The sequence below is a fragment of the Nevskia sp. genome (assembly GCF_051860985.1).
Classification (GTDB): domain Bacteria; phylum Pseudomonadota; class Gammaproteobacteria; order Nevskiales; family Nevskiaceae; genus Nevskia.
The window spans coordinates 14,324-38,649 of the sequence record NZ_JBIMKV010000021.1 but is presented as its reverse complement, the minus strand read 5'-3'; the positions used below and the strand labels follow the sequence as shown (position 1 = coordinate 38,649).

The 24,326-nt window shown below is 68.4% G+C and carries 16 protein-coding genes and 1 tRNA gene; 4 read left to right on the top strand and 13 right to left on the bottom strand.

From position 1 onward, the window contains the following. From ACTIGJ_RS17180 to ACTIGJ_RS17145, 8 genes are all read right to left on the bottom strand, one after another. Window positions 1-525, bottom strand: a complete 525-nt coding sequence (locus ACTIGJ_RS17180; protein WP_439641547.1) for a MotA/TolQ/ExbB proton channel family protein — start codon at window positions 523-525, stop codon at window positions 1-3. Next, window positions 518-1,918 carry a MotA/TolQ/ExbB proton channel family protein gene (locus tag ACTIGJ_RS17175; RefSeq protein ID WP_439641546.1) on the bottom strand — a complete coding sequence of 467 codons (1,401 nt, stop codon included), beginning with the start codon at window positions 1,916-1,918 and terminating at the stop codon, window positions 518-520. Before ACTIGJ_RS17175 ends, ACTIGJ_RS17180 begins: the two co-directional genes overlap by 8 nt. After that, window positions 1,918-2,691 (bottom strand): DUF3450 domain-containing protein, encoded by a 774-nt coding sequence (locus ACTIGJ_RS17170; RefSeq protein WP_439641545.1) that lies wholly within the window; start codon window positions 2,689-2,691, stop codon window positions 1,918-1,920. The genes ACTIGJ_RS17175 and ACTIGJ_RS17170 overlap by 1 nt, the downstream gene beginning before the upstream one ends. Window positions 2,692-2,792: 101 nt before the next feature. Next, window positions 2,793-5,666, bottom strand: coding sequence for a TonB-dependent receptor plug domain-containing protein (locus tag ACTIGJ_RS17165; protein WP_439641544.1), 2,874 nt, complete (start codon window positions 5,664-5,666; stop codon window positions 2,793-2,795). A gap of 124 nt (window positions 5,667-5,790) precedes the next feature. Further along, window positions 5,791-8,757, bottom strand: coding sequence for a TonB-dependent receptor plug domain-containing protein (locus ACTIGJ_RS17160; RefSeq protein ID WP_439641569.1), 2,967 nt, complete (start codon window positions 8,755-8,757; stop codon window positions 5,791-5,793). A gap of 314 nt (window positions 8,758-9,071) precedes the next feature. Then, the gene (locus ACTIGJ_RS17155; RefSeq protein ID WP_439641543.1) at window positions 9,072-10,070 is read right to left on the bottom strand and encodes a FecR family protein; all 999 of its coding nucleotides are present in this window, start codon (window positions 10,068-10,070) and stop codon (window positions 9,072-9,074) included. A gap of 213 nt (window positions 10,071-10,283) precedes the next feature. After that, entirely contained in the window at window positions 10,284-10,871 is a 588-nt protein-coding gene (locus ACTIGJ_RS17150) for an RNA polymerase sigma factor (protein ID WP_439641542.1), read from the bottom strand. A 376-nt stretch (window positions 10,872-11,247) separates the two neighbouring features. Then, window positions 11,248-12,798: a cellulase family glycosylhydrolase gene (locus ACTIGJ_RS17145; RefSeq protein WP_439641541.1), complete on the bottom strand. Its 1,551-nt coding sequence runs from the start codon at window positions 12,796-12,798 to the stop codon at window positions 11,248-11,250. A 218-nt stretch (window positions 12,799-13,016) separates the two neighbouring features. On the opposite strand from ACTIGJ_RS17145, the gene ACTIGJ_RS17140 reads away from it, so the two are divergent. Beyond that, a tRNA-Thr gene (locus tag ACTIGJ_RS17140) sits at window positions 13,017-13,092 on the top strand. Window positions 13,093-13,169: 77 nt separating this feature from the next. Here the strand turns inward: ACTIGJ_RS17140 and ACTIGJ_RS17135 are convergent. Next, window positions 13,170-13,877: a TetR/AcrR family transcriptional regulator gene (locus ACTIGJ_RS17135; protein ID WP_439641540.1), complete on the bottom strand. Its 708-nt coding sequence runs from the start codon at window positions 13,875-13,877 to the stop codon at window positions 13,170-13,172. Between the two features lie 89 nt (window positions 13,878-13,966). Between ACTIGJ_RS17135 and ACTIGJ_RS17130 the strand changes: the two genes are divergently transcribed. The 3 genes from ACTIGJ_RS17130 (at window position 13,967) to ACTIGJ_RS17120 (ending at window position 19,654) form a co-directional block, all read left to right on the top strand. Further along, a complete protein-coding gene (locus ACTIGJ_RS17130; protein WP_439641539.1) occupies window positions 13,967-14,233 on the top strand; it encodes a 4Fe-4S dicluster domain-containing protein in 267 nt (88 codons plus the stop codon). After that, window positions 14,226-17,360 carry an FAD-dependent oxidoreductase gene (locus ACTIGJ_RS17125; RefSeq protein WP_439641538.1) on the top strand — a complete coding sequence of 1,045 codons (3,135 nt, stop codon included), beginning with the start codon at window positions 14,226-14,228 and terminating at the stop codon, window positions 17,358-17,360. Before ACTIGJ_RS17130 ends, ACTIGJ_RS17125 begins: the two co-directional genes overlap by 8 nt. Before the next feature lie 122 nt (window positions 17,361-17,482). Beyond that, window positions 17,483-19,654, top strand: coding sequence for a PQQ-dependent dehydrogenase, methanol/ethanol family (locus ACTIGJ_RS17120; protein ID WP_439641537.1), 2,172 nt, complete (start codon window positions 17,483-17,485; stop codon window positions 19,652-19,654). 28 nt (window positions 19,655-19,682) lie between these two features. Here the strand turns inward: ACTIGJ_RS17120 and ACTIGJ_RS17115 are convergent, their stop codons facing one another. The 4 genes from ACTIGJ_RS17115 to ACTIGJ_RS17100 all read right to left on the bottom strand — a co-directional run bounded on the left by ACTIGJ_RS17115 (window position 19,683) and on the right by ACTIGJ_RS17100 (window position 24,260). After that, window positions 19,683-20,579 carry an AEC family transporter gene (locus ACTIGJ_RS17115; protein WP_439641536.1) on the bottom strand — a complete coding sequence of 299 codons (897 nt, stop codon included), beginning with the start codon at window positions 20,577-20,579 and terminating at the stop codon, window positions 19,683-19,685. Window positions 20,580-20,674: 95 nt separating this feature from the next. Next, window positions 20,675-22,213 carry an FAD-binding oxidoreductase gene (locus ACTIGJ_RS17110; RefSeq protein ID WP_439641535.1) on the bottom strand — a complete coding sequence of 513 codons (1,539 nt, stop codon included), beginning with the start codon at window positions 22,211-22,213 and terminating at the stop codon, window positions 20,675-20,677. A gap of 104 nt (window positions 22,214-22,317) precedes the next feature. Continuing rightward, the gene (locus tag ACTIGJ_RS17105; RefSeq protein WP_439641534.1) at window positions 22,318-23,220 is read right to left on the bottom strand and encodes a cation diffusion facilitator family transporter; all 903 of its coding nucleotides are present in this window, start codon (window positions 23,218-23,220) and stop codon (window positions 22,318-22,320) included. After that, window positions 23,217-24,260 carry a molybdopterin-dependent oxidoreductase gene (locus ACTIGJ_RS17100; RefSeq protein ID WP_439641533.1) on the bottom strand — a complete coding sequence of 348 codons (1,044 nt, stop codon included), beginning with the start codon at window positions 24,258-24,260 and terminating at the stop codon, window positions 23,217-23,219. Before ACTIGJ_RS17100 ends, ACTIGJ_RS17105 begins: the two co-directional genes overlap by 4 nt. Between the last annotated feature and the right edge of the window lie 66 nt (window positions 24,261-24,326).

The window sequence follows — 24,326 nt, the reverse complement described above, 5'->3', positions numbered from 1 at the left end:
TCAGAACTGGAACTGGTCCGACAGCCGCTCGGTCTCCATCGCCACGCGGCGACGGAAGTAGAAGCTCGGATACAGGCCGGTGATGCTCACGGCGAGGCCGGTCAGCGTGCAGATCATGGCTTCGGAGACGCCGTTGGCCATCGAGCGGGCGTCGGCCGAGCCGCGGGCCGCCATCACGTCGAACACCGCGAGCATGCCGGTCACCGTGCCGAGCAGGCCGAGCAGCGGGCACAGCGGCACCAGCACCCGGAGCAGCAGCAGGTTGGTCGACATCCCGGCGTTGAGCCGGGAGATCATCGCCTTGCGGATCTGGTGGGCCCGCCAGCTGGAGCGCTCGCTGCGCGCATTCCAGCTGGCCAGCAGGCTCTTCGACTGCTTCGGCAGCACGCCGAAGAAGTACCACCAGCGTTCGATCACAATCGACCACATCACCACGCAGGCCGCGAAGATCAGGGCGACGACTTCGCCGCCCAGACTCATCATCTCGGTGAAAGCGGAAATCGGCGCCAGGATCAGTTCAAGCACGGCGGGCTTCCTCCTTCTCGAGGATGCCGGCCAGCAGGCCGGTGCTCTGCTCGTCGAGCACCTGCAGGATGGCCTTGGACATCGAGGTCAGCCAGGCGTTGGCGAACAGCAGCGGAATGGCGATGCCGAGGCCGAGCACCGTGGCGATCATTGCCTGCGAGATGCCGGCGGCCATCAGCTTGGGATCGCTGGAGCCGGATTCGGTGATCGACTGGAAGGTGATGATCATGCCGACCACCGTGCCGATCAGGCCCAGCAGTGGGCCGGCAGCGACCGCCAGCCGCAGGAAGGCCTGGAAGCGTTCCAGCTTCGGCACTTCCTTGAGCACCGCTTCGGAAATGCGAAGCTCGACGATCTCGGCGTCTTCCTCGATCTTCTTGGCGCTGCTGCCGGTGAACGAGGCCAGCACCCGGCCCAGCGGGTTGTCGAGCTTCGGCAGCTGCACGTTCTTCAGCTGCGCCAGCACCTTGGCGCGGACCTTCAGCAGGTAGCCGAACTGGAAGATCGCCAGGGCGGCGCCAATGAAGCCGACCAGCAGGATCACGTAGCCGATCGACTCGCCCTTCTCGATGCGCTCCATCAGGTCAGGCCGCAGCGAGTAGATGGTCAGCAGCACGCCGCGCGTCGGATCGACCACCGTCTTGGCGTAGCCGCTGGTGCTGTCCTGCAGCGCCTTGGCAGCGTCCTGGAACTTCTCGTCCGGCTGCCGGGCCATGACCGCCAGCGACTTCTCGGATGGCAGATAGGCGAGGAACTTGCCATCGGCCATCGCGTTGAACGGCCCGACGCGCACCACCGTGGCGTCCTTCGGCGCGCCGCCCGGCGTGACCACCTGGGTGTTGAAGCGCACCACCTTGCCGCTCTCGGTCATCTCCCGCTGCAGCTCGAACCAGAAGCGCTCGAGTGTTGCGATCGACGGCACCGCCTTGGTGGCCGCCAGCTCGTTCATGAACGCTTCGCGCTCCGGGAACTGCGCGGAGATCATCGAGGTGCGGACCACCGAGGAAAAATCGTTCGACACCTGGCGGACCACGCCGAACAGCTCGCCCAGGTTGCCGCTGCGGGCTTCCAGCTGCGCCTGCAGTTCGCCGATCTTCTTCTCGTTGGCGTCGAAGGCGGCGGCCAGATCGGTGCCGCGCTTGCGCTGCTTGCCCAGCTCCGCCTGCGCCTCGGCCATCAGCGCCGACTGCCTGTCGACCTCGGCCTTGAACTTGGCTTCGCGCTCGGCATTCAGCTGCTCTTCGCGCTGGCGCACGGTCTTGGTCTGCTCGAGCAGTTCATCGAGCGTGGCCGGTGCTGCCTGGGCGTTCAGCGACATCAGCGCGCCCAGACCCAGCGCGGCAGTGACCAGCGCGGTCGCGAGCACGCGACCGTTGACGTTCTTGCGGGACATTACTTGGCCTCCACGGGGGCGTGCACGGGAACAACGAGGAAGTCGGGCGCCGACTGCTTCTTGGCGATCTTCAGCCCGGTCTTGGCATCCAGTTCGTAGCGGTTGTCGACCACCCAGGACTTGGCATCGGCGTCCCAGTAACCGGTCTCCTTGCCGTCGAGCGTCTGGTACAAGAGCGCCACGCGGCCGGCGCGCACGAAGTCGACGGTCTTGTCGCCGACCTTGCCCTGGTAGGCCTCAAGGGTGCGGCCGTACTCCATCTCGATCTGATAGCCCTCGACGATGCGGCGGTACTTCTCCGATACCGAGATGTCCGCGCGCGCCATCATTTCCTTCAGGCCCTTGATGCGCTTGCTGCGCTCGTCGGGAAGGAACGGCGTGTCGAGCTTCACGAAGCTGTCCAGCGTGGCCAGCATGTTCGACATCAGCGGCGTCACTTCGCGGGCGGTCTTGTCGATCTCCGACAGCTGCTGGTTGAGCGCCGCGATCTCCTGGTCCTGCGAAGCGGTCTGCACCGCCAGCTGGTCGTTGTAGTCCTTCAGGCTGCTGGTCTCGGTCAGCGCCTGCCGGTAGCTGGCGACGATGCCGACCACCGCATCGTCCATTTCGTCGATCCGCTTCTGCGAGCTGCGGCCGGATTCCTCCGCCTTCGCCTGCTCGCCGATCGCGGCCTTGACTGGGGTATCGGCTGCCTGGGCGATGTCGCCGAAGTGGAGGCCGCACAGCAAGGCGGCTGCGGTCGCGCCGCTCAGTGTCTTCAACTTGAGAGTCATGGTTTCACCTGCCTGTCGTGTCCTGGACCTGCAGCGCAGCCGCTGCAGGCGGGGTTTCGATGGACCGGTGTCCCGCCGGCCGGCGGGACACCGGCTTGCGTTCAGTAGTCGAGCTTGGCCTGGAGCTGCACCGCCGCCCCCGGCATCACCGAGACGAGGTTGACGTTGGTATCGCCGGTGCCGGCACGGAAGTAGCGCTGATCCAGCACGTTGAAGCCGCTGAGCTTCAGGTGCAGCCGGTTGCGGTCGAAGGTGATGCCGGTGTTCATCGTGAACGACTGCGGCAGCTTCACCAGCTTGGTGCGATCGAGATAGAACGACGAGAAGCGTTGGCCGTCGACGTGGAAGGCGAAGCCGTAGCCGAGCTTGTAGTCCATGTTGATGCCGGTCTGGTAACGCGGTTCGCCGACACGGTCCAGATACAGGGCACCGATTTCCGCCGGCATCACCAGCTGCACGCGACCGCCGTACAGGAAGGCTTCGGCCGGATAGAGCACCGAGCCGTCGGCGTTGAGGATGTCCTGGAAGCCGAGCTGGCGGCCGTTCAGCTGCAGCTGGGAGTTGGTGTTGAACACGTACTTCTGATGCTGGCCGACGAAGTACATGCCGATGTGGAACTTGCGCGTCGGGTTGCCATCGATCTGCAGTTCCAGGCCGCGGGTCTTGGTGGCCGAGGAATCGGCACCGGCGGTCGGATCGGCCGGATTGGAGACATCGCTGCGCAGCTGCCGGTACATCGCCACCGATGCGAACAGCTTGCCGCCGAACCAGTTGCCCTTGATGCCGCCTTCCGACAGCTTGGAGCGGCCGATATGGCCGCCCGGCGCGGTGACGACGGTGTTGGCGACGATGTTGTTGGAGGCATCGAGGATCACCGAGGCATCGGCGATCGTGAAGTACGGCCGGAAGCCGTACGGCAGCTGTTGCGACAGGCTGATGCTCCAGGTCTTGCCATCGTCCCAGCTCGGGCCGTAGTCGCAGCGGCCGGAGGTCAGCACCAGCAGCTGCTGCTCCGATGCGGCGATCTGCGCGGAGGTCGGTGCGGCCAGGGCATTGCCCGGCAGGTTGCAGGAGTTGGCCAGGCCCGGCTTCTGCTGGTTGTTGTGGGCGTATTCGATGTCACGCGCCGTGGAACCGTCCCAGCGGCCGCCGAAGGTCAGGCTGGTGTTCTTGAACAGCGTGACGTCGAACATGAGGCCAGCGCCGAATTCGTCGTAGACGCTGCGCCGCTCGCCTTCCGCCGGCGCACCGGTGCGCCACGACGGATCATTGAGCTGGTTGGCGAACTTGGTGTTCGGATAGTGCTGGCCGTCGCCGTACTGCGGGTCGCCGCGCAGCACGTCCTGGCGATAGTCGTAGTCGCCATTGGAGTTGCGGATGTAGCCAGCGGTACGCCGGTAGTTGATCGAGGTCAGCGTGTTGACGTCGACCCAGCCTGGCATCCACTTCTCCGGCAGCCGCCGGGTGACGGTGAACTTTTCCTCGAAGCGATGGATGCCCTGCTTCTCGCCGTACGGCAGGTAGGAATCCTTGAAGGTGTCGAGGTTGTCGGTGAAGGTCTGGATCTTCATCGTGAAGTCCGGATCGGTGTCGTACACCAGATCGAACCAGGCCAGACCGACATTGGCGTTCTGCAAACGCTCGTAGGAGCCGTTGCGGCGATAGTCGACGTCGGCAAAGCCGGTGGTGGTCGGATCGAGGAAGAAGCCGACCGGCAGCGTGCCGGACACCGGCGTCACGCCGGCACCAAGCGAGCGTGCCGCGCGCACCTGCCCGGTCGGGTCCTTGTTCGGATTGGCTTCCAGATAGGCGAACAGCGAATCCGGAATGCCGGGCTGCACCGGGAAATGCCCGGGCAGACAGTAGCCGCCGGGGCCGGCGAACTGGGCGTTCGCGCCGGTGCACTTCGGCCATGCGAAGCGCTGGTCGAGCGGCCGGTTGGCCGCCGACACGGCACCCGCCACCGGCGAGTTCGCGTGCAGTTCGCGCTGGCCGATGAAGCCGTCGCCGAGACCATCGAGATTGGCGCCAGCACCGGCGTCGAGATTCACCAGCGGGCTGCCGCGCACGTACTGGCCGTTGTCGAGCAGGCTCTGGGTGACGCGGTTCATGTAGCCGCCGGATGTCTGCGAGTTCTGCGCCTGGAAGCCGCTTTCGACGCGGAACATGCCGATGTTGTTCAGGCTCAGTGCCGACTGCAGCAGGCGCTGCCGGACATTGACCTGGCGCACCCAGGAGCCGGAGTTCTCCACCAGGCCGTAGGTATAGAAACCGCCCTGCTTGCCAGCGACATCGACCGGACCGCCGACGCCGGTGGTCGCTTCCAGCTTGTCCCAGGAGCCGACCACGCCCTGCACGAAGCCGGCGAGATCGGTGAGGTAGGAGCCGGTCTGCGCCTTGCCGCCGGAACGCGGCTGCTGGTTGACGTAACCGCCGATGCGGCCGAGGCCGAAGATCGGCGGCGCCGCACCCTTGACGATTTCCATCGACGACAGTGACGACAGATCGGTGCGGTAATGGCCCTGCGCGGTGATGCGCTTCATGCCGCGCCAGTAGACGTCGGCCGGAATGCCGCGCACGTTGATGCCGCCCTGCAGGCCGTAGCGCGTGGTCGTGTAGGTGCCGGGCACGGCGCGGACGATGTCCTCGATCGCGTTGATGCCGAGCAGGTTCAGCGTGTCCTCGTTGATCAGCGACACCGCGCGTGGCGTTTCCAGCAGCGGCTTGGCGAAGCCGGCGCCGCCGACCGCCTCGCTGGCGATCGACGGAATGGCGCTGGCGTTGACCACCATGTCGCTGAGCACCGAGGCTTCGCCGGGCGGTGCGGTTTCCTGCGTCACCGGCGCTTCCGGCGGCGTGGTGGACTGGGCGTAGGCCATGCCGGTCGGGACCAGGATGGCGAGAGCGGCGGTGAGGTCCTTCGTGGCGGCACGAAGGGTGTGGCCGGATTTCCGTAGCTTTCTGCGGCTGCGCATGGCGTTCCCCGTGGATGTCTGGCGGGCGCCGCACACGTGCGATTCGTGTGTGGCGTCCCTGCTCATCTGACGGGAATGCGGCGGGCCACCCTACCCCGCATGTGCTGCGGAGGGTGGCGCGGAACTACAGCTCGCGGCGAACGGTGAACTGGAATCGTCGGCCCGGCAGCGCCGACACCGGCACGTCGGCCAGGGTGTCGCCATTGCGGGCGCGGAAGTAGCGTTGATGCGTGAGATTGAAGACGTCGGCCTTCAGTCTCCACTTGCGCCATTCGGCAAACAGCCCGGCATTGAAGACGCGCGCTTCCGGCAGTTCGGTCAGCTGCAGACGGCCGGCCGAAACACTGGACAGATAGTTGCCGCTCAGCGTGATGCCAAGCCCGGGCCGCAGCAGCAGCTGGCTGGTGAAACCGAGCTGGGTGTTCGGATTGCCCTGCTTCTCGCGATAGGCATCGAGCCCCGGTGGCAGCGCCACGAACGCACGGCCGCCGTACAGGAAGGCCTCGGCCGGATAGATGACCTCTCCAGTCGCCGGATCGACGACATCCTGGAAACCGAGCGCCCGCGCATCGACCTGGATGTTGCCGCCGCGGTTCGGCGTGTAATAGGTCTTCTGGTTCAGCGCGTAGAGCGTCATCAGGAAGTTGCGCGTCGGCACCCACTTCAGCTCGCTTTCCCAGCCGCGCGTGCGGGTGCCGGCGACCTCGGTGTTGGCCAGGCTCGGATCGCCGACGCTGTTGACGCTGACACGGCGCTGCTCGTACGCAGCCGAACTGATGAACAGCCGGCCGTCGAACAGGCTGGTCTTGACGCCGAACTCGATGAACCGCGAGGCACCGATGTGGCCCAGCTCGATCTGGGTATTGCTGACCCGGTTGATGTTGTTGTCGAGCATCAGGCTCGATCGCGCATAGGTCGCGTACGGCACCACCGGCCCCGGCAGATGCTGCGACAGGCTGATGCTCCACGAGGTGCCGTCGTCCCAGCCCTTGGCCGTCATGTCGCGGCTGGCGAAGACGCCGGGATTCGCCGAGGTGCCGGCCGTGGTGTTGAGCGTGCCGGCGTACTCCACATTGCGTGCAGTGGAGCCATCGATGCGGTAGCCGGCCAGCAGGTGGGTGCCGCTGGCGAAGTCGATGTCGAACAAGGCGGCGGCGCCCATCTCTGAGAGCTTCGACTTGCCGTGCACGGTATACGGCAGGCCGTCGTCCTGCAGATCGGCATTGGCGGTGCAGACCGAAAACGTCGTGTTCGGTGTCATGCCGGCGTTGTCGTCGCGCCAGTCGCGGGCGGTGGCATCGCTGCGGTTGTTGCTGTAGTCGCCGAAGCACTGGGAAATCGGCGCATAGGTGCTGCGGTAGTTCAGCGAGCCCAGCATGTTGATGCCGAGCCAGGACGGCAGCGCCTTCAGGCGGCGGGTGACGGTCAGCTTGTCTTCCCAGATGCGCGGATTCTGGTCGGTGCCGAACGGCTGCTCGGACTCCTTGAACTGGTTCATCGAATCGAAGAACAGCTGGTTCTTGATCGTGAAGTCGGGATCGGCGTCGTCGACGAGATCGACATAAGCAGTGGCCAGATCGGCTTCCAGCCGCCGCTCGTAGGCTGCGAAGCGGCGGATGTCCAGCTTGCCGTAGCCGGTGGTGCGCGGATCGAGCGCCATGCCGATCGGCACCGAGCCGGAGATCGGCAGCGGCCCGCCCACGCCTTGCGCGCGCAGCAGGCCGCCGGGATCAGCTTCCGGATGGGCGACCAGATAGTCGTACAGCGTCTGCGGAATGCCGGCGACCCTGGCGAACTGGTCCAGCCGCAGCGGCTGGCCGTTGCCGTCGTACTGCCACGGGAAGATCTGCACCAGCGGCTGGTTGACGACGCTGACCGTGCCGGCGACCGGCGAGCCGCGATGCATTTCCAGAAAGCCGATGCGGCCGTTGCCGTTGGCATCGAGATTCACCAGTGGCGAGCCCTTCACGTAGCGGCCGCTGTCGGCCACCGCCTGCGTGAAGCGGCCGATCAATGCGCCGGCGGTCATCGAGCGCTGCAGCGCCAGACCGGATTCGATGCGGAAGCGGCCAGCGACGCGATCGAGGCTCGACGACAGCTGCAGCAGCTGGGCATCGTTCGGCACGCCGCGCGCGTAGGCGTTGGCGGTCGACAGCGCGCCGTAGACCGAATAGCCGCCGGCGCGCTGGCCGATCTTGAACGGGCCGTCGATGCCGAAGCTGACTTCACGCAGGTCGTAGCTGCCGGCCACCAGCTGCACGAAGCCCTGGTCCTCGGTGACCAGCCGGCCATCGCTGGCGCGCGCCGTGCGCGGCACCACGTTGGTGTAGCCGCCGACCTTGCCCATGCCGTAGATCGGCGATGGCGGACCGCGCACCACCTCGATGGAGTCATTCGCCGACAGCACGCTGTTGACGTGGCCCTGCAGGTAGACGCGCTTCATGCCGCGGAAGAAGGTATCGGCAGGCACCGAGCGGACGTCGATGCCGCCCTGAATGCCGAAGCGCGACGGCGTGAACGCGCCCGGCACCACGCGCACCAGGTCCTCGACCGAGGCGAGGCCGAACAGCTCGATGGTTTCCTTGCTGATGAACGACACCGAGCGCGGCGTCTCCAGCAGCGGCTTGTCGAAGCCGAACGCCGAGCGGCTGGCCTCCTGCGGCAGCGTGCGGCGCACGTCGCGGACATGCACGGTGCCGAGCTGCACGGTCTGCACGCGGCGGCCGCCCTCGTCGTCGCTGCCGGCAGCCGTGGCGGCATCGGCGGCAGCGGCCGTCAGGATCACCACGGTCTGCGGGTTGGCGAACAGCACCCGCAGGCCACTGCCGGCCAGCAGCCGGCCCAGCGCCTCTGCGGCGCTGTAGCGGCCACTCAGCGCGGCGCTGTCATGGCCGTCGGTGATGCCGTCGGGATAGACCACCTGCAGGCCGCTCTGCTCGCCGAAGCGGTCCAGCGCCTCGGCCAGCGAGGTCGCACCGATGTCGTAGCTGCGCGTCTCCGCCCGCGCCGAGGCGATCGGCGCGATGTCGTCCACCGCGAGCGTGGTGCCCGAGCAGACCAGCAGCGATGCGGTCAGCGACGCGCGAAACACCAAACGCCAGCCCTCCCGTCGATCCGTCCTGCTGCACATGCGCGACACCCGGTATCCGAATCCTTCGTCGATCAACTCTGGACGGATGCGCGTCGCTTTACCCTGTACCGACTTGCAGACGGGATCAGCGTTGCGCCATCCCTGGATTCGCGCCGGTCAGGCGCGATGTCACGCCCGCCCCACGGCGCCGCCGCCGGCTAACCGCCGCAGCGATGGCGCGTGGGGACGATGCAATAACGTGACGGAGTGAACAAACGCACACTTCATGCCATGCGTGGCATGGCGGCCGGGCCTGCGTTGCGCAGCGCGGCGGATCAGTCGGGACGGCGGCTCAGCACGATCTCGCGACCCTGTTCTTCGGCGCTGATCGGCAAGGTCTGCACCAGCGCGGACGCCACCAGGTGGCTGTCGCCCGCGATGAAGTTGCCGCTGACCGGCAGGCCGGCCAGCAGCGGATCGGCGATGCGCAGCGGCTGATCGACATAGCGATTCACTTCGGCCAGCACCTCGGCCAGCGGCGCGCCGTGGAACACCAGCCGCCCGCGCTCCCAGCCGGTGGCGGCCTGAAGGTCGACGCTGCGCTTGGTCCAGGCCTGCGGGCGGCTGCCGTAGCGCAGTTCCTCGCCCGGCTGCAGCTGCTCGGTCCGCCCTTCGAGATCACCGGTGCCGGTCACCGACACCGCGCCTTCGGCGAGCGTCACCGCCACGGCATCGCCGCGCAGATCGACCTGGAAGCGGGTGCCGAGCGCCACCGTGCGGCCTTCGCCTGCCGCGACCGAGAACGGCCGGCTGCTGTCGTGCGCCACCTGGAACAGCGCGCGCCCGCGCAGCAGCGCGACGCGACGCGCATCGCTGCGCAGTTCGACTTCGATGGCGCTGCCGACGTCGAGCTCGACCTTCGAACCATCGGCCAGCACCAGGCTCTGGCGGCCGTCGACGGTATTCGCGCTTTCGTAGGTTGCCGTGTCGTCGGCGCCATGGCGGCCGACCAGCAGCGTGGTCAGGAACACGCCGGCAGCGGCCACGCCGGCGGCCAGCGCCACCGCCTGCCAGCGCGGCCGGCCGGCGCGCGGCGCGGCGCTGTCGAGCAGCGCGGCATCGGCCATCGCCAGCAGGTCGGCATGATCGCGTGCCAGCTGCGACAGGCCGTCCTCGACCCGCGTGGCCAGCGTCCAGGCCTCGGCATGCGCGGGGCTGCGGGCACGCCACAGCTCCGCCGCGCGACGTTCCTCGGCCGTGCAGGCGGGGGACGCCAGACGCGCGGCCCACTGGGCGGCTTCGTCGCGCAACTGCGTGGAGGTCGGGCTGTTCATCTTCCAATTCTGCCATCGCCTGCAGACAACGGCGATGCAGGCCAGCATTGCTCGCGCCGTCCATGGCGCATTCCCGGCCAGGCACGGGGCCTGGCGCAGGGCCTGTAGCCACCGGCCGACGAGACGCGGCGGTGACGCAGGCAGGCTGCGCCGGCCGCTGCGGTGAACGCCGGGGCGGGGAATCAGGCCGCCGGCATCAACAGCGCATTCGGGCTACTTCCTGAAAGACGGGTGACGGTCGTTGTCACCTACCTTTTTCATGCACACCGCCAGCGCGTGGCTGATGTGCTTCTCCACCATCTTGACGCTGATACCGCAGTGCCGGGCGATCTCCGGATAGGTCATGTGCTTCACGCGGCTCAGCAGGAACACCTGCTGGCACTTCTGCGGCAGCTGGCGGATCGCCGACAGCAAGGTAGCCAGATCCTCGGCGCCGGCGATGTGCTGCTCGGCCGTGGGCTCGCGCGAGGCCAGTTCGTGGTCATCGATGTTGCACTGGTCCTGAACCCGCCGGGACTGATCGGCGCGCGCGAAATCGTTGGCGACGTTGGTCGCGATCCGGAACAGCAGCGAGGACGGCGAATGGATGTTGCGCGCACCCTCGTACTGCATCATCCGCACATAGGCTTCCTGCGCCACGTCGTGGGCATCTTCCGGCGTCCGCATGCGGCGACGCAGGAAGTTCAGCAGGGCCCCATGGTTTTCGCGGATCACTGCGTCAACCGACAGCGGTGGACGCGTTGCCTCAAGTTCTTCCGGCGCAAACGCCGTCGACGACGCCAGCAGCGTAAAAGTACCCATGTCAGTTCGCCCCGTTCACGGCCTGCAAATTCATCCAACCCGAACCACTGGCCGTCTCGTCGCGGCTTGATGAAAACAGGTGTAGCAAACGATATGCCAGCCGGTTATGACGCAGGAATCGGCTGTGTCAGGCACTTGAAGACGCATTTTGATTCGCCTTTTTCTTCTCCGATTCAATCGCTTGAAGAATCCGCGATGACGAACGATCAGCTGCTGTCAGCGCGCCTCGTCCGAGCCACCGTACGCAGGACGGCAGCCAGCCGGCCTCAGCGCACACCGGTGCGACGAGCGATCACTGTCTTGGTGCAGCGCGATGAGAACGGCCGCTGGCGCGGCGTCTGCAGAAGCGCACGCCGCCGCCGCTGCCGATGGAGGCCTAGAAGCTGGCGTGGCCGTCGAGGCGCTCGGTGACCCGGATCGTCACCTCCGTGGCGCGCTCGTCGGCGATCACCCGCAGCTGGCGCGCATTGGCCGCCGACACCACGCGGCCGCCCTGCACCTGCACCGTGTAGCCGTCCGGGTAGTGCAGCGCCGGCACGTGGATCAGCGTGACGGCATCGCGGGGCGCCTTGCGGCCGGAGGCCAGCGTCGTCGAATAGCGCAGCGTGAAGCGGCGGCTGGCGGCATCGAAACCGTAGTCCAGCGGCACGCCGGCGATCGCCTGCGGGAACGGCCGTTCCAGCGCCATCAGCTTGGCGCGCTTCACCGAGGCCAGGTCGGTGTCGCGCTGAAACATGCTCTGCGCGCCGGTGCCCTGCCCCTGCGTGGTCGGATCGCCCCAGTCCTTGTACGACCAGTACATCCAGCCGACCCGATGCTCGTCCGCCCGGCCCGCCACCCGGGCGATGTCCGGGGCGTCGTCGCTGGCGCCGAATTCGCTCAGCACCGATGCCGAGCCGAGCCGCCGCGCCACGGTGTCGGCATTGCGGTAGACGCGCCGCGACAGCTTGCTGCAGGTCTGCGACTCGGCCGCGCCGGTCGCCTTCACCAGCGGCGCGGCAATACAGTAGTTGTGCCAGGACAGGCCCAGCTGGGGATCGGCGATCGGCCGGCTGCCGAGGTGCGAATCAGCACCGAATTCGAACAGCACCTGCGGCTCCAGCCAGACGATGTTGTCGGGATCGACCGCGCGGATGCCGGCCAGCACCTGCTCGTAGAGCGGTTGCAGCTTGTCCAGCTCGAAGCGCGCACAGCCGCCGGGCCGCGCGCAAACCGGCCAGTGGCTGCCGCCCCAAGGCTCGTTGATCAGGTCGTAGCCCATCAGGTAGTCGGCATCGCGCCAGCGCTTGGCGACCGCCACCCAGGCCTGCGCATACGCCGCCTGCAGGCCCTGCGGATCGTTCCAGAAGCCATCGAAGGCGCGGCTGACGCGCGGCGTCACATAGCCGAGCGGGAAGCCGGCCCGCAGCAGGCCATCGGTGCGCGCCGGCTGCGCCCAAGCCGGGAAGCCTTCGCCGGAATAGCTTTCGCCGAACAGGTCCTGATGGAAATCGATCATCACGTAGATCTGCCGCGCCGCTAGCAGCTTTACGACCCGATCCATGCGGTCGAGGTAGTCGTGATCGATCACGCCGCGCTGCGGCATCACACCGGCGAACAGCACCCCGAGTCGGACGGCGTTGAAGCCGTGCTCGGCCAGCCAGTCGGCATCGGCGGCCGTGAAGCCATCGACCGAATCCGGCGGCGCGTACGGCGCCCGTTTCCAGACCGCATTGACGCCGTGCAGGATCACCACCCGCCCGTCGCGGTCGACCATCCAGCCGCCCTGATGACGCAGCTGCTGATGGACGGGCACTGCGACCGGCACCGCCAATCGCGACGCAGTCGGTGCCGGCTGTTCGATGGCAGGCGCAGCCGGTGGTTTCGGCGTCGCCGCCACGGCGCCAACGGCCAGGGTCATGGCCAGAGCGGCCCAGGTCAGTTTCAACGGAAGGTCCTGGCGCGCAGCGCCTGTCAGAAAAGCGTTGCACTCTAATGACAGCGCGCCGGAATTCGCTACCTCGCCCAGTCGTGGATCGATCAATGCGCGAAATCGCCGGACGAAGGCCCGGACAGCGCGCGCCCGGCGGCCACCCAGGCGCGGCCTGCGTCCGGCTCATCAGAGAAACCGGCGGACGGACTCGGCTAAACTTTCGCCCGCAACGTGCCGGCATAGCTCAGTTGGTAGAGCAGTGCATTTGTAATGCGAAGGTCGCGGGTTCGAGCCCTGCTGCCGGCACCATTCCCTTCCTTCACCGCTCAACTGGCCCGGAACCTCTTCCGGCCCGCTGACCCTGCGCGCCGTGCTGTGCGAGCCGCTCAGCCGCCGCGCTGACGCTTGCGCGCAAGCTGCGGCGCGATTGCCGGGTCGACGGCCGCCGCAGTTGGCCCGCTGCCGGCATCGAGATACGGCCGGGCGCTGCGGAACACCCGATCCGCACGGGCCGGCACCGCTCCCAGACCCAGCAGCATCGCCCTGAAGCAGTTCAGCCATGCGCCCGCCGCTGCGGCGGCGTCCGGGAACACCTGCTCCATCTCCAGCGCCACCTGGCCGTGCACGCCGGTCCAGATGACCAGCAGCCCGGCGCGTGGGTCGTCGATGGTCAGCGCGCCGGCCGCGATGCAGCGCGCCACCGCGCCGACGCAGTAGTCGAACATGCCCTTCATGCCGCGCGGCGCATCGCGCTCGATCGACAGCCGGCCGCTGACCAGCGCGACCCGGTACAGGTCGCGGTTCTCCAGCGAAATCGACCGGTAGCGATGGGACATGCAGACGAAGTCGTACAGCGGGTCATCGGTGACCGGCACGGACTTCAACGCCTCGCCGAAGCGGATCACGAACTCGTCGGCGATCGCCTCGATCAGTTCGTTCTTGCCGGCGAAGTGGCTGTACAGCGACATCGTCGAGCTGCCGATTTCGCTGGCCAGACGGCGGACGGTCAGCGCGCCGGCGCCCTCGGTGGCCAGGATATGGGCGGCGATGTCGAGCAGTCGGCTGCGGCCCAGCGGTGGGTTGACAGGTTTCATAACAGCGTTATACGGTTCATAACACTGTTATGCAAAGACCGGACGGCCAGGACCCTCCGGCTCACCCGTTCGCCTGGAGGAGTCACCGCATGACCTTTGTGATCGCATCACCCTGCATCGCCGACTACTCCTGCGTGGAGGTCTGCCCGGTCGGCGCGATCGGGCCGACGCCGGACGATCCGGCGTTCCTGAAGGCCGAACAGCTGTACATCGATCCGGCGCGCTGCATCGACTGCGAAGCCTGCGTCGAGGCCTGCCCGGTCGGCGCGGTCTTCGCTGCCGACCAGCTGCCCGCGCGCTGGCAGGCCGCCGTCCAGATGAACGCCGCCCACTTCGCGGAGCCCCGTCATGGCTGAAACCCAACGCACGCTGCGCATCGCCATCGTCGGCTCCGGACCCGCCGGCATGTATGCCGCGTCCCACCTCCTGGGCAGTCCTGCCGGCACCTGGGTCGACGGCCGCATGGTCCATCTGAGCAAGCCGCCGATCGAAGTCGACGTACTGGATCGTCTGCCGACGCCCTGGGGCCTGGTGCGCGGTGGCGTGGCGCCGGACCATCCCGAAAAGAAGCAGATCGCCGAGGTCTTCGCGCGCGTCGCCAGCCGCGAGGAATTCCGCTTCTTCGGCAACCTGCAGGTCGGCGGCGAGGTGAGCGTGACCCAGCTGGGCCAGTGGTACGACGCGGTGCTGTTCGCGCAGGGCGCGGCTGGCGACCGCCCGATGGGCATTCCGGGCGAAGACCTGCCGGGGTCCTGCTCGGCGCGAGAATTCGTGGCCTGGTACAACGGCCACCCCGACGCCGCAGACCTGCGCTTCGACCTCTCCCACGAACGCGTGGTGGTGGTCGGCAACGGCAATGTCGCGCTCGATGTGGCGCGCATCCTCGTGTCCGATCCGAACGCCCTCGGCAGGACCGACATCGCTGACCGCGCGCTGTCCGCGCTGCGGGCGAGCCAGGTCCGGGAAGTGCTGATCCTCGGCCGCCGCAGCGCGCTGCAGGCGGCCTTCAATTCGCCCGAGCTCGAAGAACTCGGCCACCTGCCGGACGTTGACGTGATCGTCGATGCCGATGCGCTGCCGTCGGCCGAGGACGCCCGGCAGCAGGGCGCGGATGCCGTCGCGCTGCGCAAGCTCGAACTGCTGCGGGGTTTCGCCGCGCGGCCGGCAACGCCGGGCCGGCGCCGCATCGTCCTGCGCTTTCTCGAATCGCCGCTCGCGGTGCTCGGTGAGCAGAAGGTCACCGGCGTGCGCGTCGCCCGCAATGAACTGGTGCGGGACGCGCGCGGCGGCTGGCACGCCGCCGCCACCGATGACCGCCACGACATCGAAGCGGGCCTCGTGCTGCGCGCAGTCGGCTACGCCGGTACGGAACTGCCGGGCCTGCCGTTCGACCATCAGGCGCGCGTCGTGCCCAACCTCGATGGACGGGTGCTCGAACACGGCCAAGCCAAGCCGGGGTTCTATGTCGCGGGATGGGCCAAGCGCGGCCCCAGCGGCATCATCGGCTCCAACCGTAAGTGCGCGCTCGATACGGTCCGCGCGCTGCTCGACGACGTCGCCGCGCAGCGGATCGGCACCGCGCGCAGGCCGGGTCGTGACGAGGTCGCCGGCCTGCTGGCGGAGCGGCAGCCGCAGCTCGTGCGCGACGCGCACTGGCAGCGGATCGACCACGCCGAACGGACGGCGGGTACAGCTGCGGGACGGCCGCGCGTCAAGCTCACCGATCGGCTGGCGCTGCTCGACATCGCGTTGTCGGCCGGCGCCGACACGGCGGTACGGCCGCGCAAGCTCGATGCGATCGTCGTCGGCTCGGGCTTAGGCGGCCTGTCGACCGCAGCCTGCCTGGCCGCCGCCGGCAAGTCCGTGCTGGTGCTGGAGCAGCACGAGATCGTCGGCGGCTGCTCACAGACGTTCCGGCGCAAGGGCATCTGGGAATTCGACTGCGGCGTCCACTACGTCGGCGGCTGTCTGCCGGGTTCCGACGGCACCATTGCCACCGTGCTGCGCGGCTTGGGTGTGGAGGACCGCATCGCCTGGTCGCGCCTCGACGATACCGGCGTAGACACGGTGACCTTCCCCGAGCACCAGTTCCGGGTACCGGCGAGCTGGGACGGCCTCACCGAGAATCTGCGGCAGTGCTTCCCCAAGGACGCGGACGGCCTGGCCCAATGCGTCAAGGAGCTGCGCTATATCGGTGAGGGCGCGGACCGGATCAACGACGTGCCGCACTCCGTTGGCGTGATACTGCCGCTGCTCAAGCGACCGCTGGAAGCGCTCGCCATCGCGCGTGGGCTCGAGTTCCCGATCGGGCACCTGTTCGACCGCTGCAAGCTCGGGCTGCACGCGCGCGCCGCATTGCTGTCGCTCGTGCACCTGCACAACACGCCGCCGAACAAGACGCCGGCCCTGCTGGTGGCCGTACTGCTGCAGCACTACTTCAAGTCCGGCGCCTTCTTCCCGACCCAGGGTGGCCAGGTGCTGGCCGCCAACCTGGTCGAGGTGATCCGCGCCCACGGCGGCCAGGTGCGGACGCGCACCCGCGTGCGGTCGATCGACATCGAGGCCGGCCGCGTGCAGGGCGTGACCCTGGTCGATGGCGAGCGCCTGCGCGCCGACGTGGTGGTCAGCAACGCCGATGCCCACCGCACCTTCCAGGACCTGATCGAGCCGCGCCACCTGAGCGCGCGCACGCGCAACCGGATTCGACGTTTCCGCCGTCCGCACTCGATCTTTTCGATGTATCTCGGCGCCGACATCGATCTGTCGAAGACGCGGCCGGCGACCAACGTCATCCTGCACGACCGCTACGACATCCAGACCACCTTCGACCTGCTCGATCGCGGCCAGTGGGACCCGAAGGGCTGGCTGGCGATCAGCTCGCCGACGCTCAAGACCGGCGGCGTGCGCCACTACGGCCCGCCCGGCTATAGCGCCATCGAGATGTTCTGCGCCGTGCCGGCGGACTACGGGTTCTGGGGCGGCGGCGATCCGATGGCCGGCACCGGCTACAAGTGGTCGCCGGTCTATCGCCAGCGCAAGGCCGAGATCGAAGGCGTGCTGCTGGAGCGCACCCTGCGCGCGCTGCCGGAGTTGCGCGGCCACATCCTGCTGCAGGAGTCCGCGACGCCGCTGACCCACGAGCGCTTCACGCTGTCGCGGATGCCCTACGGCCCGGAGAACGCCAAGGACCAGATCGGCCCGTTCCGGCGGCTGTCGGTGAAGACCGAGATCGCCGGCCTGTACCTGGCGGGCGCATCGACCAGCTTCCTGTACGGCGTCGCGTTCACCTTGCGCGGCGGCGTCGGCACCGCGTCGGCGATCCTCGGCCGCGACCTGCTGCAGGAGTTCCGGGAAGGCCGTGTGCTTGCGGACCGCAGTGCGCTTCCCGAGCACGGTCCGGACTGGGACCCGTTCCAGGCCTGTCGCGGCCATTCGCGCCCGGTACCGGTGGAGGCCGGAGAGGCACGTCTGCGCGTCGCCTGAACGCCGGGGTCGGCGGCCCGGTCATCACCCCTCTCTTTTGGGTGGGGGCTTTGTCGGCGCGGCTCGGCTATTGTCTCGCGCCAGTCGCGCCGACTGCCCCGCCCTGTCCGGAAAACCTGTCCATGAAACCGACGCTTGCCCTGCCCCTGCTGATCCTGTCCGGCCTTGCGGCACTCACCGCTGGCTGCAAGCGGGAAGCCGCCGCCCCCGCCGCCGCCGAGGCAACGGTCGCCAACGCCACGGCGGCCGGCAAGACGGTCGACAGCGCACGCATCGCCGCCGCCGATGGTGAGCCCGGCAACTGGCTCAGCACCGGCCGAGGCTACAACGAGCAGCGCTACAGTCCGCTCGAGCAGATCAACGCCGGCAATGTCGGCGGGCTCGGGTTGGCCTGGACCTACAAGGTCGATGTCGACCGGGGCGCCGAAGCCACGCCGGTGGTCGCCGATGGCGTGATGTACACCACCGGTGCCTACAGCATCGTCTACGCGATCAACGCCAAGACCGGCGCGCTGCTGTGGAAGTACGATCCGCAGGTCAATCGCGCGAAGTCCGGCAACGCCTGCTGCGATGTGGTCAACCGCGGCGTGGCGATCGGCCACGGCAAGGTGTTCGTCGCCGCCTTCGATGGCCGCATCGTCGCGATCAACGCCGCCGACGGCAGCAAGGCCTGGGAATCCGACGCCAGCGATGGCTCGGGCCGCACCTTCGCGCTGACCGGCTCGCCGCTGCTGATCGGCAAACGAGTGCTGGTCGGCAGCGGCGGCGCCGAATTCAATGCCCGCGGCTATGTGTCGGCCTTCGATATCGACACCGGCAAGCTGGCCTGGCGCTTCTACACCGTGCCCGGCGATCCGAAGAAGCCGGACGAGAACGCCGCGATGACGATGGCGCGCAAGACCTGGACCGGCGACCAGTACTGGCAGCAGGGCGGCGGCGGCACGGTCTGGAACGGCATGGCCTACGACCCGGAATCCGACCTGCTGTACTTCGGCACCGGCAACGGTGTCAGCTGGAACAAGCTGGAACGCGGCGAGCCGGACGGCGACAACCTGTTCATCTCCTCGATCGTCGCGGTCAAGGCCGCCACCGGCGAATACGCCTGGCACTACCAGGAAACGCCGAACGACAACTGGGACTACGACGCCTGCGCCAACATCGTGCTCGCCGATGTCGAGTTCCAGGGCCAGCCACGCAAGGTGCTGCTGCATGCGCCGAAGAACGGCTTCTTCTATGTCATCGATCGCAAGACCGGCCAGCTGCTGTCGGCGGAGAAATTCGCGCCGACCACCTGGGCTACCCATGTCGATCTGAAGACCGGCCGGCCGGTGGTCGACCAGAAGGTCGCCGACTGGAGCAAGGAAGCCAAGATCGTCGCGCCGGGGCCGTTCGGCGCCCACAACTGGCAGCCGATGTCGTTCAGCCCGAAGACCGGTCTGGTCTACATCCCGGTGCAGGATGTCGCCTCGCTGATGGCGCCGCACAAGGCGCCCGGCTTCGACAATCGCGAAGGCGTCTGGAACATCGGCGGCGACCTGCCGCTGCCGGATGACGACAAGGTGGTCGCCCAGATCGCCGGTTCGCTGAAAGGCCGGCTGGTGGCCTGGGACCCGATCGCCCAGAAGCAGGTCTGGAGCCAGACCCACGCCAACATCTGGAACGGCGGCACCCTGGCCACCGCCGGCAATCTGGTGTTCCAGGGCACGGCTGACGGGCGGGTCGTCGCCTGGTCGGCCGACAAGGGCGAGAAGCTCTGGGAATCGCCAGCCAATTCTGGTGTCATGGCCGGGCCGGTCAGCTACGAGATCGACGGCGAGCAGTACATCAGCGTGATGGCCGGCTGGGGCGGCGTGTTCCCGCTGATCGGCGGCGCAATCGCCAACTACGCCAAGGTGCGGCCGGAAGCGCGGGTGCTGAGCTTCAAGCTGGGCGGCAAGGCCAGCCTGCCGGCGCCGAAGCACGAGGCGGTGCCGCTGCCGGAACTGCAGGAAGTGAAGGCTGATGCCAAGACGCTGGCCCGTGGTGCCGAGCTGTTCCTCGGCGCCTGCGCCCCCTGCCACGGCCTGAACGCGGTCGGCGGCGGCGTGATTCCGGACCTGCGCTACCTGACGCCGGAGAAGCACGCGATCTTCGCCGGCATCGTTGCCGGCGCGAAGGCCGATCGCGGCATGCCGTCGTTCGCCGGCCGCTTCTCGCTGGACGAGGTCGAGGCGATCCGCCAGTACCTGATCAAGCGCTCGCACGATCTGAAGACGGCACTCGACGCCCAGGCCGCGCCGGTCGCTGCGAAGTAAAGCCGCGCCGCTGGCCTCGCCGCGCGGCTCAGAGCAGCGCGGCGGCCAGCGGCAGCGTCGCCAGCGACAGCAAGGTGCCGACGCCGACCACCAGGTTGGCCAGCAGCGGATCGAGCTTGTACTGCTCGGCCAGGATGCCGGCGGTGACCATCGGCGGCATCGCGCATTGCAGGATGCCGGCGACCGGAATCGGGCCCTGCAGGCCGAGCGCCCAGGCCGCGCCGAAGACGATCGCCGGCGCGATCGCCATCTTCCAGCCGAGCCCGCCGAGCAGCGTCTTCCACTGGGCGCCGATGCCGCTGAACTTGAGCTGCAGGCCAACCGAGAACAGCGCCAGCGGCGTCAGCGTCTGGCCGATGCGGGTCAGCACCGTCTGCAGCACCTCCGGCAGGCCGCCAAGCGGCCAGATCGCCAGCGCCACCATCAGCGCCAGGAACGGCGTGAAGCCGAGCATGCGGCGGGCGATGTCGCCGATCGATGGCGGCGCGCCGGAGTAGATCGCCGCGACGATCACGCCGCCGATCGACAGCGCCGCGAACGAGCCGAACTGGTCGGCGATCACCGCCGGACCCACGAAGGCCGCGCCCTTCAGCGCCTCGACCATCGCCAGCCCCATGTAGGCGGTGTTGCCGAGGCCGCAGGTCAGCACCATCGCGCCGATGGTGCCTCGGCTCCAGCCGCGCCGGCGGCCGACGACCGGAAAGATCAGCACCGCGCCGAGGAACACCAGCCATGGTGCCAGCGCCGGGAACAGCAGCTCGCGCGAGAAATGCAGCTTCGGGATCTCGACCAGGATCAGCGCCGGCAGCGCGATGTTGACGATCCAGAAGTTCAGCGCCTGCGGCGCACCGGGCGGCAGGCGTTCGTGGCGCGCCATGGCCAGGCCAATGCCCAGGCACAGCGCGAGCAGCAGGATGGCGCTCATGGAATCAGGTGTTTGTTCGATCGAAAGGCAGGCACGGCCGCCGACGCCGTTCCCGCATCGACGGGCGCAGCGCCGGCGGACCAGCCGCGCGGGCGTCAGGCTTGCAAGAGACGCTCCAGCGCGAAATTGCGCGGACTCAGGGTCAGCTGCGGATCATGGCGGCGCTTGGCGGCGACCAGCGCCTCCTGCACCGCCTTCGGCGCGCGGGCGATGAACTCGCTGCCCCACTTCGAGCCGACGCCGTGCTCGGCGCTGAAGGTGCCGCCGAAATCCTGGGTGACGTCGAACAGGATGCGGGTCAGCGCCTTGCCATGGACCGCCGCCGGCGATTCCGGCGAGCCGAGCACATGCAGGTGGGCGCCGCCGACGCCGGCATGGCCGAAGGCGATCAGCGCCACTTGCGGGAATTCGGCGCGCAGCTCCTGCTCCAGCACCTTCAGGTAGTCACCGAACACGGCCACCGGGGTGGCGGTGTCGAAGCTCAGCCGGCCGCCGCCGAGCTTGCGCATCCGCGCGTTGCTGGCCTCGGTGATCGAGTGGCGGATTTCCTTCAGGACTTTAAGCGGCGCGTAGCCGATGTCGTCCTCGGCGAGGCCGACATCGTCGGCCAAGAATTCGTAGAGCATGCCGGCCAGGTCGACATGGGCCTTGTGCGACTTCACCTGCAGCAGCAGGTAGTACGGTGCCTCGTGACGGGCCAGCGGCGAGCGGAACGCCTCGCCCTTCAGCTCGCGCACCAGTTCCAGCGCCGGCTTGCCGATGAACTCGAATTCCTCGACATCGTCGCCGAACAGCGCCCGCGCCGCCGCCAGGATGCGCATCGCCGCCGGCATGTCGGCGACCGGGATCAGCGCCGCCTCGCGCTGCACCGGGATCGCATAGGCGCGAAGCGTCGCGCGGGTGATCACGCCGAGCACGCCCTGGGTGCCGATCAATCCCCATTCCGGGCGCGGCTGCGCCGAATTGATCGCCAGCACATCGGCCGGCACCGGCTTCCAGGCCGGTGCATCGCTGACGACCTCGCGGCCGTCGCCGCTGTAACCGAACGCCTGGATCGCCAGATGCGCTGCCGTGCCGTAGCAGACCGCGTTGGCGCCGGCCGAGGCGTTGGCGATGCAGCCGCCGACGCTGGCCGCGCTCGACGAGCCCATCTCCATCGGCCACATCAGGCCGAGCGGCGCAAGGATCAGATTGACGGCGTCGACCGCCATGCCGGCCTGCACTTCGAGCACGCCGTCGTGGGCCGGCGGCTGGCCGAGGCCGCGCCACCAGGCGCCGAGCGCATCGGCGGCGGCTTCCGGCGATGCGCTCTCGTCGAAACGGAAGCGCTCGCCGTCCGGTGTCGTGAACGACAGCGGCCGGTTGAGCTTTTCCAGGCTCAGCACGCATTCGCCTTCCGGCCGCTGCGCCTCCACCAGGCCGGTACGGCCGGCGCTGATGACCAGCGGGATGCCGTGGGCGCTGCAGGTTGCCAGCAGCTGCCCGACCTCGGCCTCCGATCGCGGCACGACCAGGCCGCTGGCCTTGCCCGGCTCGCCGCGCTCGGGAATCTCGTAGCGCTTCAGGCGGTCGGGGTCGACCGTGCAGTGGGCACCGAGCAGACGGGGCAGCGAGGCGAAATCGACGACAGTCATGGCAGCTTCAGCGGCATTGCGGGGCCCGCATTGTAGAAGAGCCGCCCGCGCGGGGTTCCCACCTGCCGCCGGCATCCGGGGTCACGCCAAGGGGCGGATCGGCCTCACGAATGGTGCAGCGGCCGCCCTTCGTAGGAGCGCGGGTCTTCGGACGGCTCCAAGTGGGTGCTGACGATCAGCCGCTCGAACTGCTCCGCCAGCGCCGCCTCGATCTGCTCGATCAGGTCGTGGCCGCGCTGCACGGTCCAGCGGCCGGGCACCAGCACGTGGAAATCGGCGAAGTGCAGCGCGGCGGCGCGGCGTGTGCGGATCGCGTGGAAGTCCACCTCGCCGTCAACCCGGAAGCGGTCGAGCACGGCCAGCAGCCGGGCCTGCTCCTCGGCCGGCCAGGCGCTGTCCATCAGTCCGTGCGCGGCTTCGCTGATCAGCTTGAAGCCCTCGAACAGCACATGGGCGGCGACCATCAGCGCGATCGCCGCATCCATCCACAGCCAGCCGCTGAGCACCACGATGGCCAGACCGACCAGCACCCCGACGGTGGTCCAGACGTCGGTCATCAGATGGCGGCCATCGGCGACCAAGGTCACCGAGTGCAGGCGGCGGCCGGCCCGCAGCAGCATCTGGGCAACGACCAGATTGATCAAGCTGGCCAGCACCGCGATGCCGAGGCCGAGCCCCGGCGCTTCGATCGGCTGCGGATCGGTCAGCCGGGGAATCGCCTCGACGGCGATCATCGCCGCCGCCACGAAGATCAGCATGCCCTCGAAGCCGGAGGAGAAATATTCGGCCTTGCCGTGACCGTAGGCATGTGCTGCGTCCGGCGGCTGCAGCGCGATGCGCAGCATCGTGAACGCCATCAGGGCGCCGCCGACGTTGGTCAGGGTTTCCAGGGCATCCGACAGCAAGCCGACCGAGCCGCTGACCTTCCAGGCCGCAAGCTTCAGCCCCAGCACGACGACGGCGGTGGCAATCGACAGGCTCGCATACCGCAGCGGCGAGGCACTCATGCCGGTACACCGACCACACCCGCCTCGCGCAGGAAAGCCGCCTGCGTTTCCAGCAATCCCTGCGGCCGCAGCAGACGCAGGCCTTCGACCCGCGCCGCCAGCCGCCGGCCGTTGGCGAAATCGCGGAAGAAGCGGGTCGCCGACAAGGCCACGTCGGTCATCACGGCGTCGCGCAGGTCGGCACCGGCGAAGCTCGCGCCTTCCAGATCGGCACCGGTGAAGTCGGCACCGCGCAGGTCCGCACCTTCGCAATTGCTGAGGCTCAGGTTGGCCCCGCGCAGGCGGACACCCGCGAGTCGGGCGTTGCGCAGCGAGCAGGCCTTGGCCTGGATGCCGGACAGGTCGACGGTCTTCGGCTGCCAGCCGCCCAGCCGGGCCTTGAGCAGCACGCGACCGCGCCAGGCGGAGAAATCGGTGGCCGAACGAAACGACGCCACGTCTTCGGGGCGGCTCACGCGGCGGGCGTCGAAACGCGCTTCCATCAGGTAATCCGCTCCATTGTCGTAGCCACTTTCGCGTTCCCAGTAGCCCGGCTGATCGTGCTGCAGCAGCTCGATCTTCGCCAGCCATTTCAGGCTCTTGTAGAAATACCGGCCGGGCGTGACGGTGCGCAGCGGCCCGCCGTGCTCGACGCTCAGCGGCTGGCCGTCGATCTCGGTGACCAGCCAGGTGTCGGCCAGGGCCAGCGCCAGCGGCAGCGAGGTGTCGTGACGGCGCGTGCTGTGCGCCACGAAGCGCACGAACGCCGCCTCCGGCTGCACGCCGGCCGGCGCCAGGATCGTCGCCAGCGGCCAGCCCCGCAGCGTGATCGAGCGCCGCGACCAGCCGGTCACGCAGTGGATGGCCGCGCGACGCTCGGCCTGCGGCTGCTGCCGCAGTTCGGCCAGGGTGCGCCGCAGCGGCCGATCGACGCAGCCGGCGACCTCGATCACCACATCGTCCTCGCCGTAGCCGGGCGCGGGCTGCGTTTCGCCGACCACCGGGAAACGGTCGGTCAGCGTCTGGCCGGGCGGCAGCTGGAATTCGGGGTCGGGCGACATCGCCGCCCAGTATCGCCGGCCGGCGCCGCGGCTGTCCCGGAGCCATCCGGTACCATGCGCCCGCCA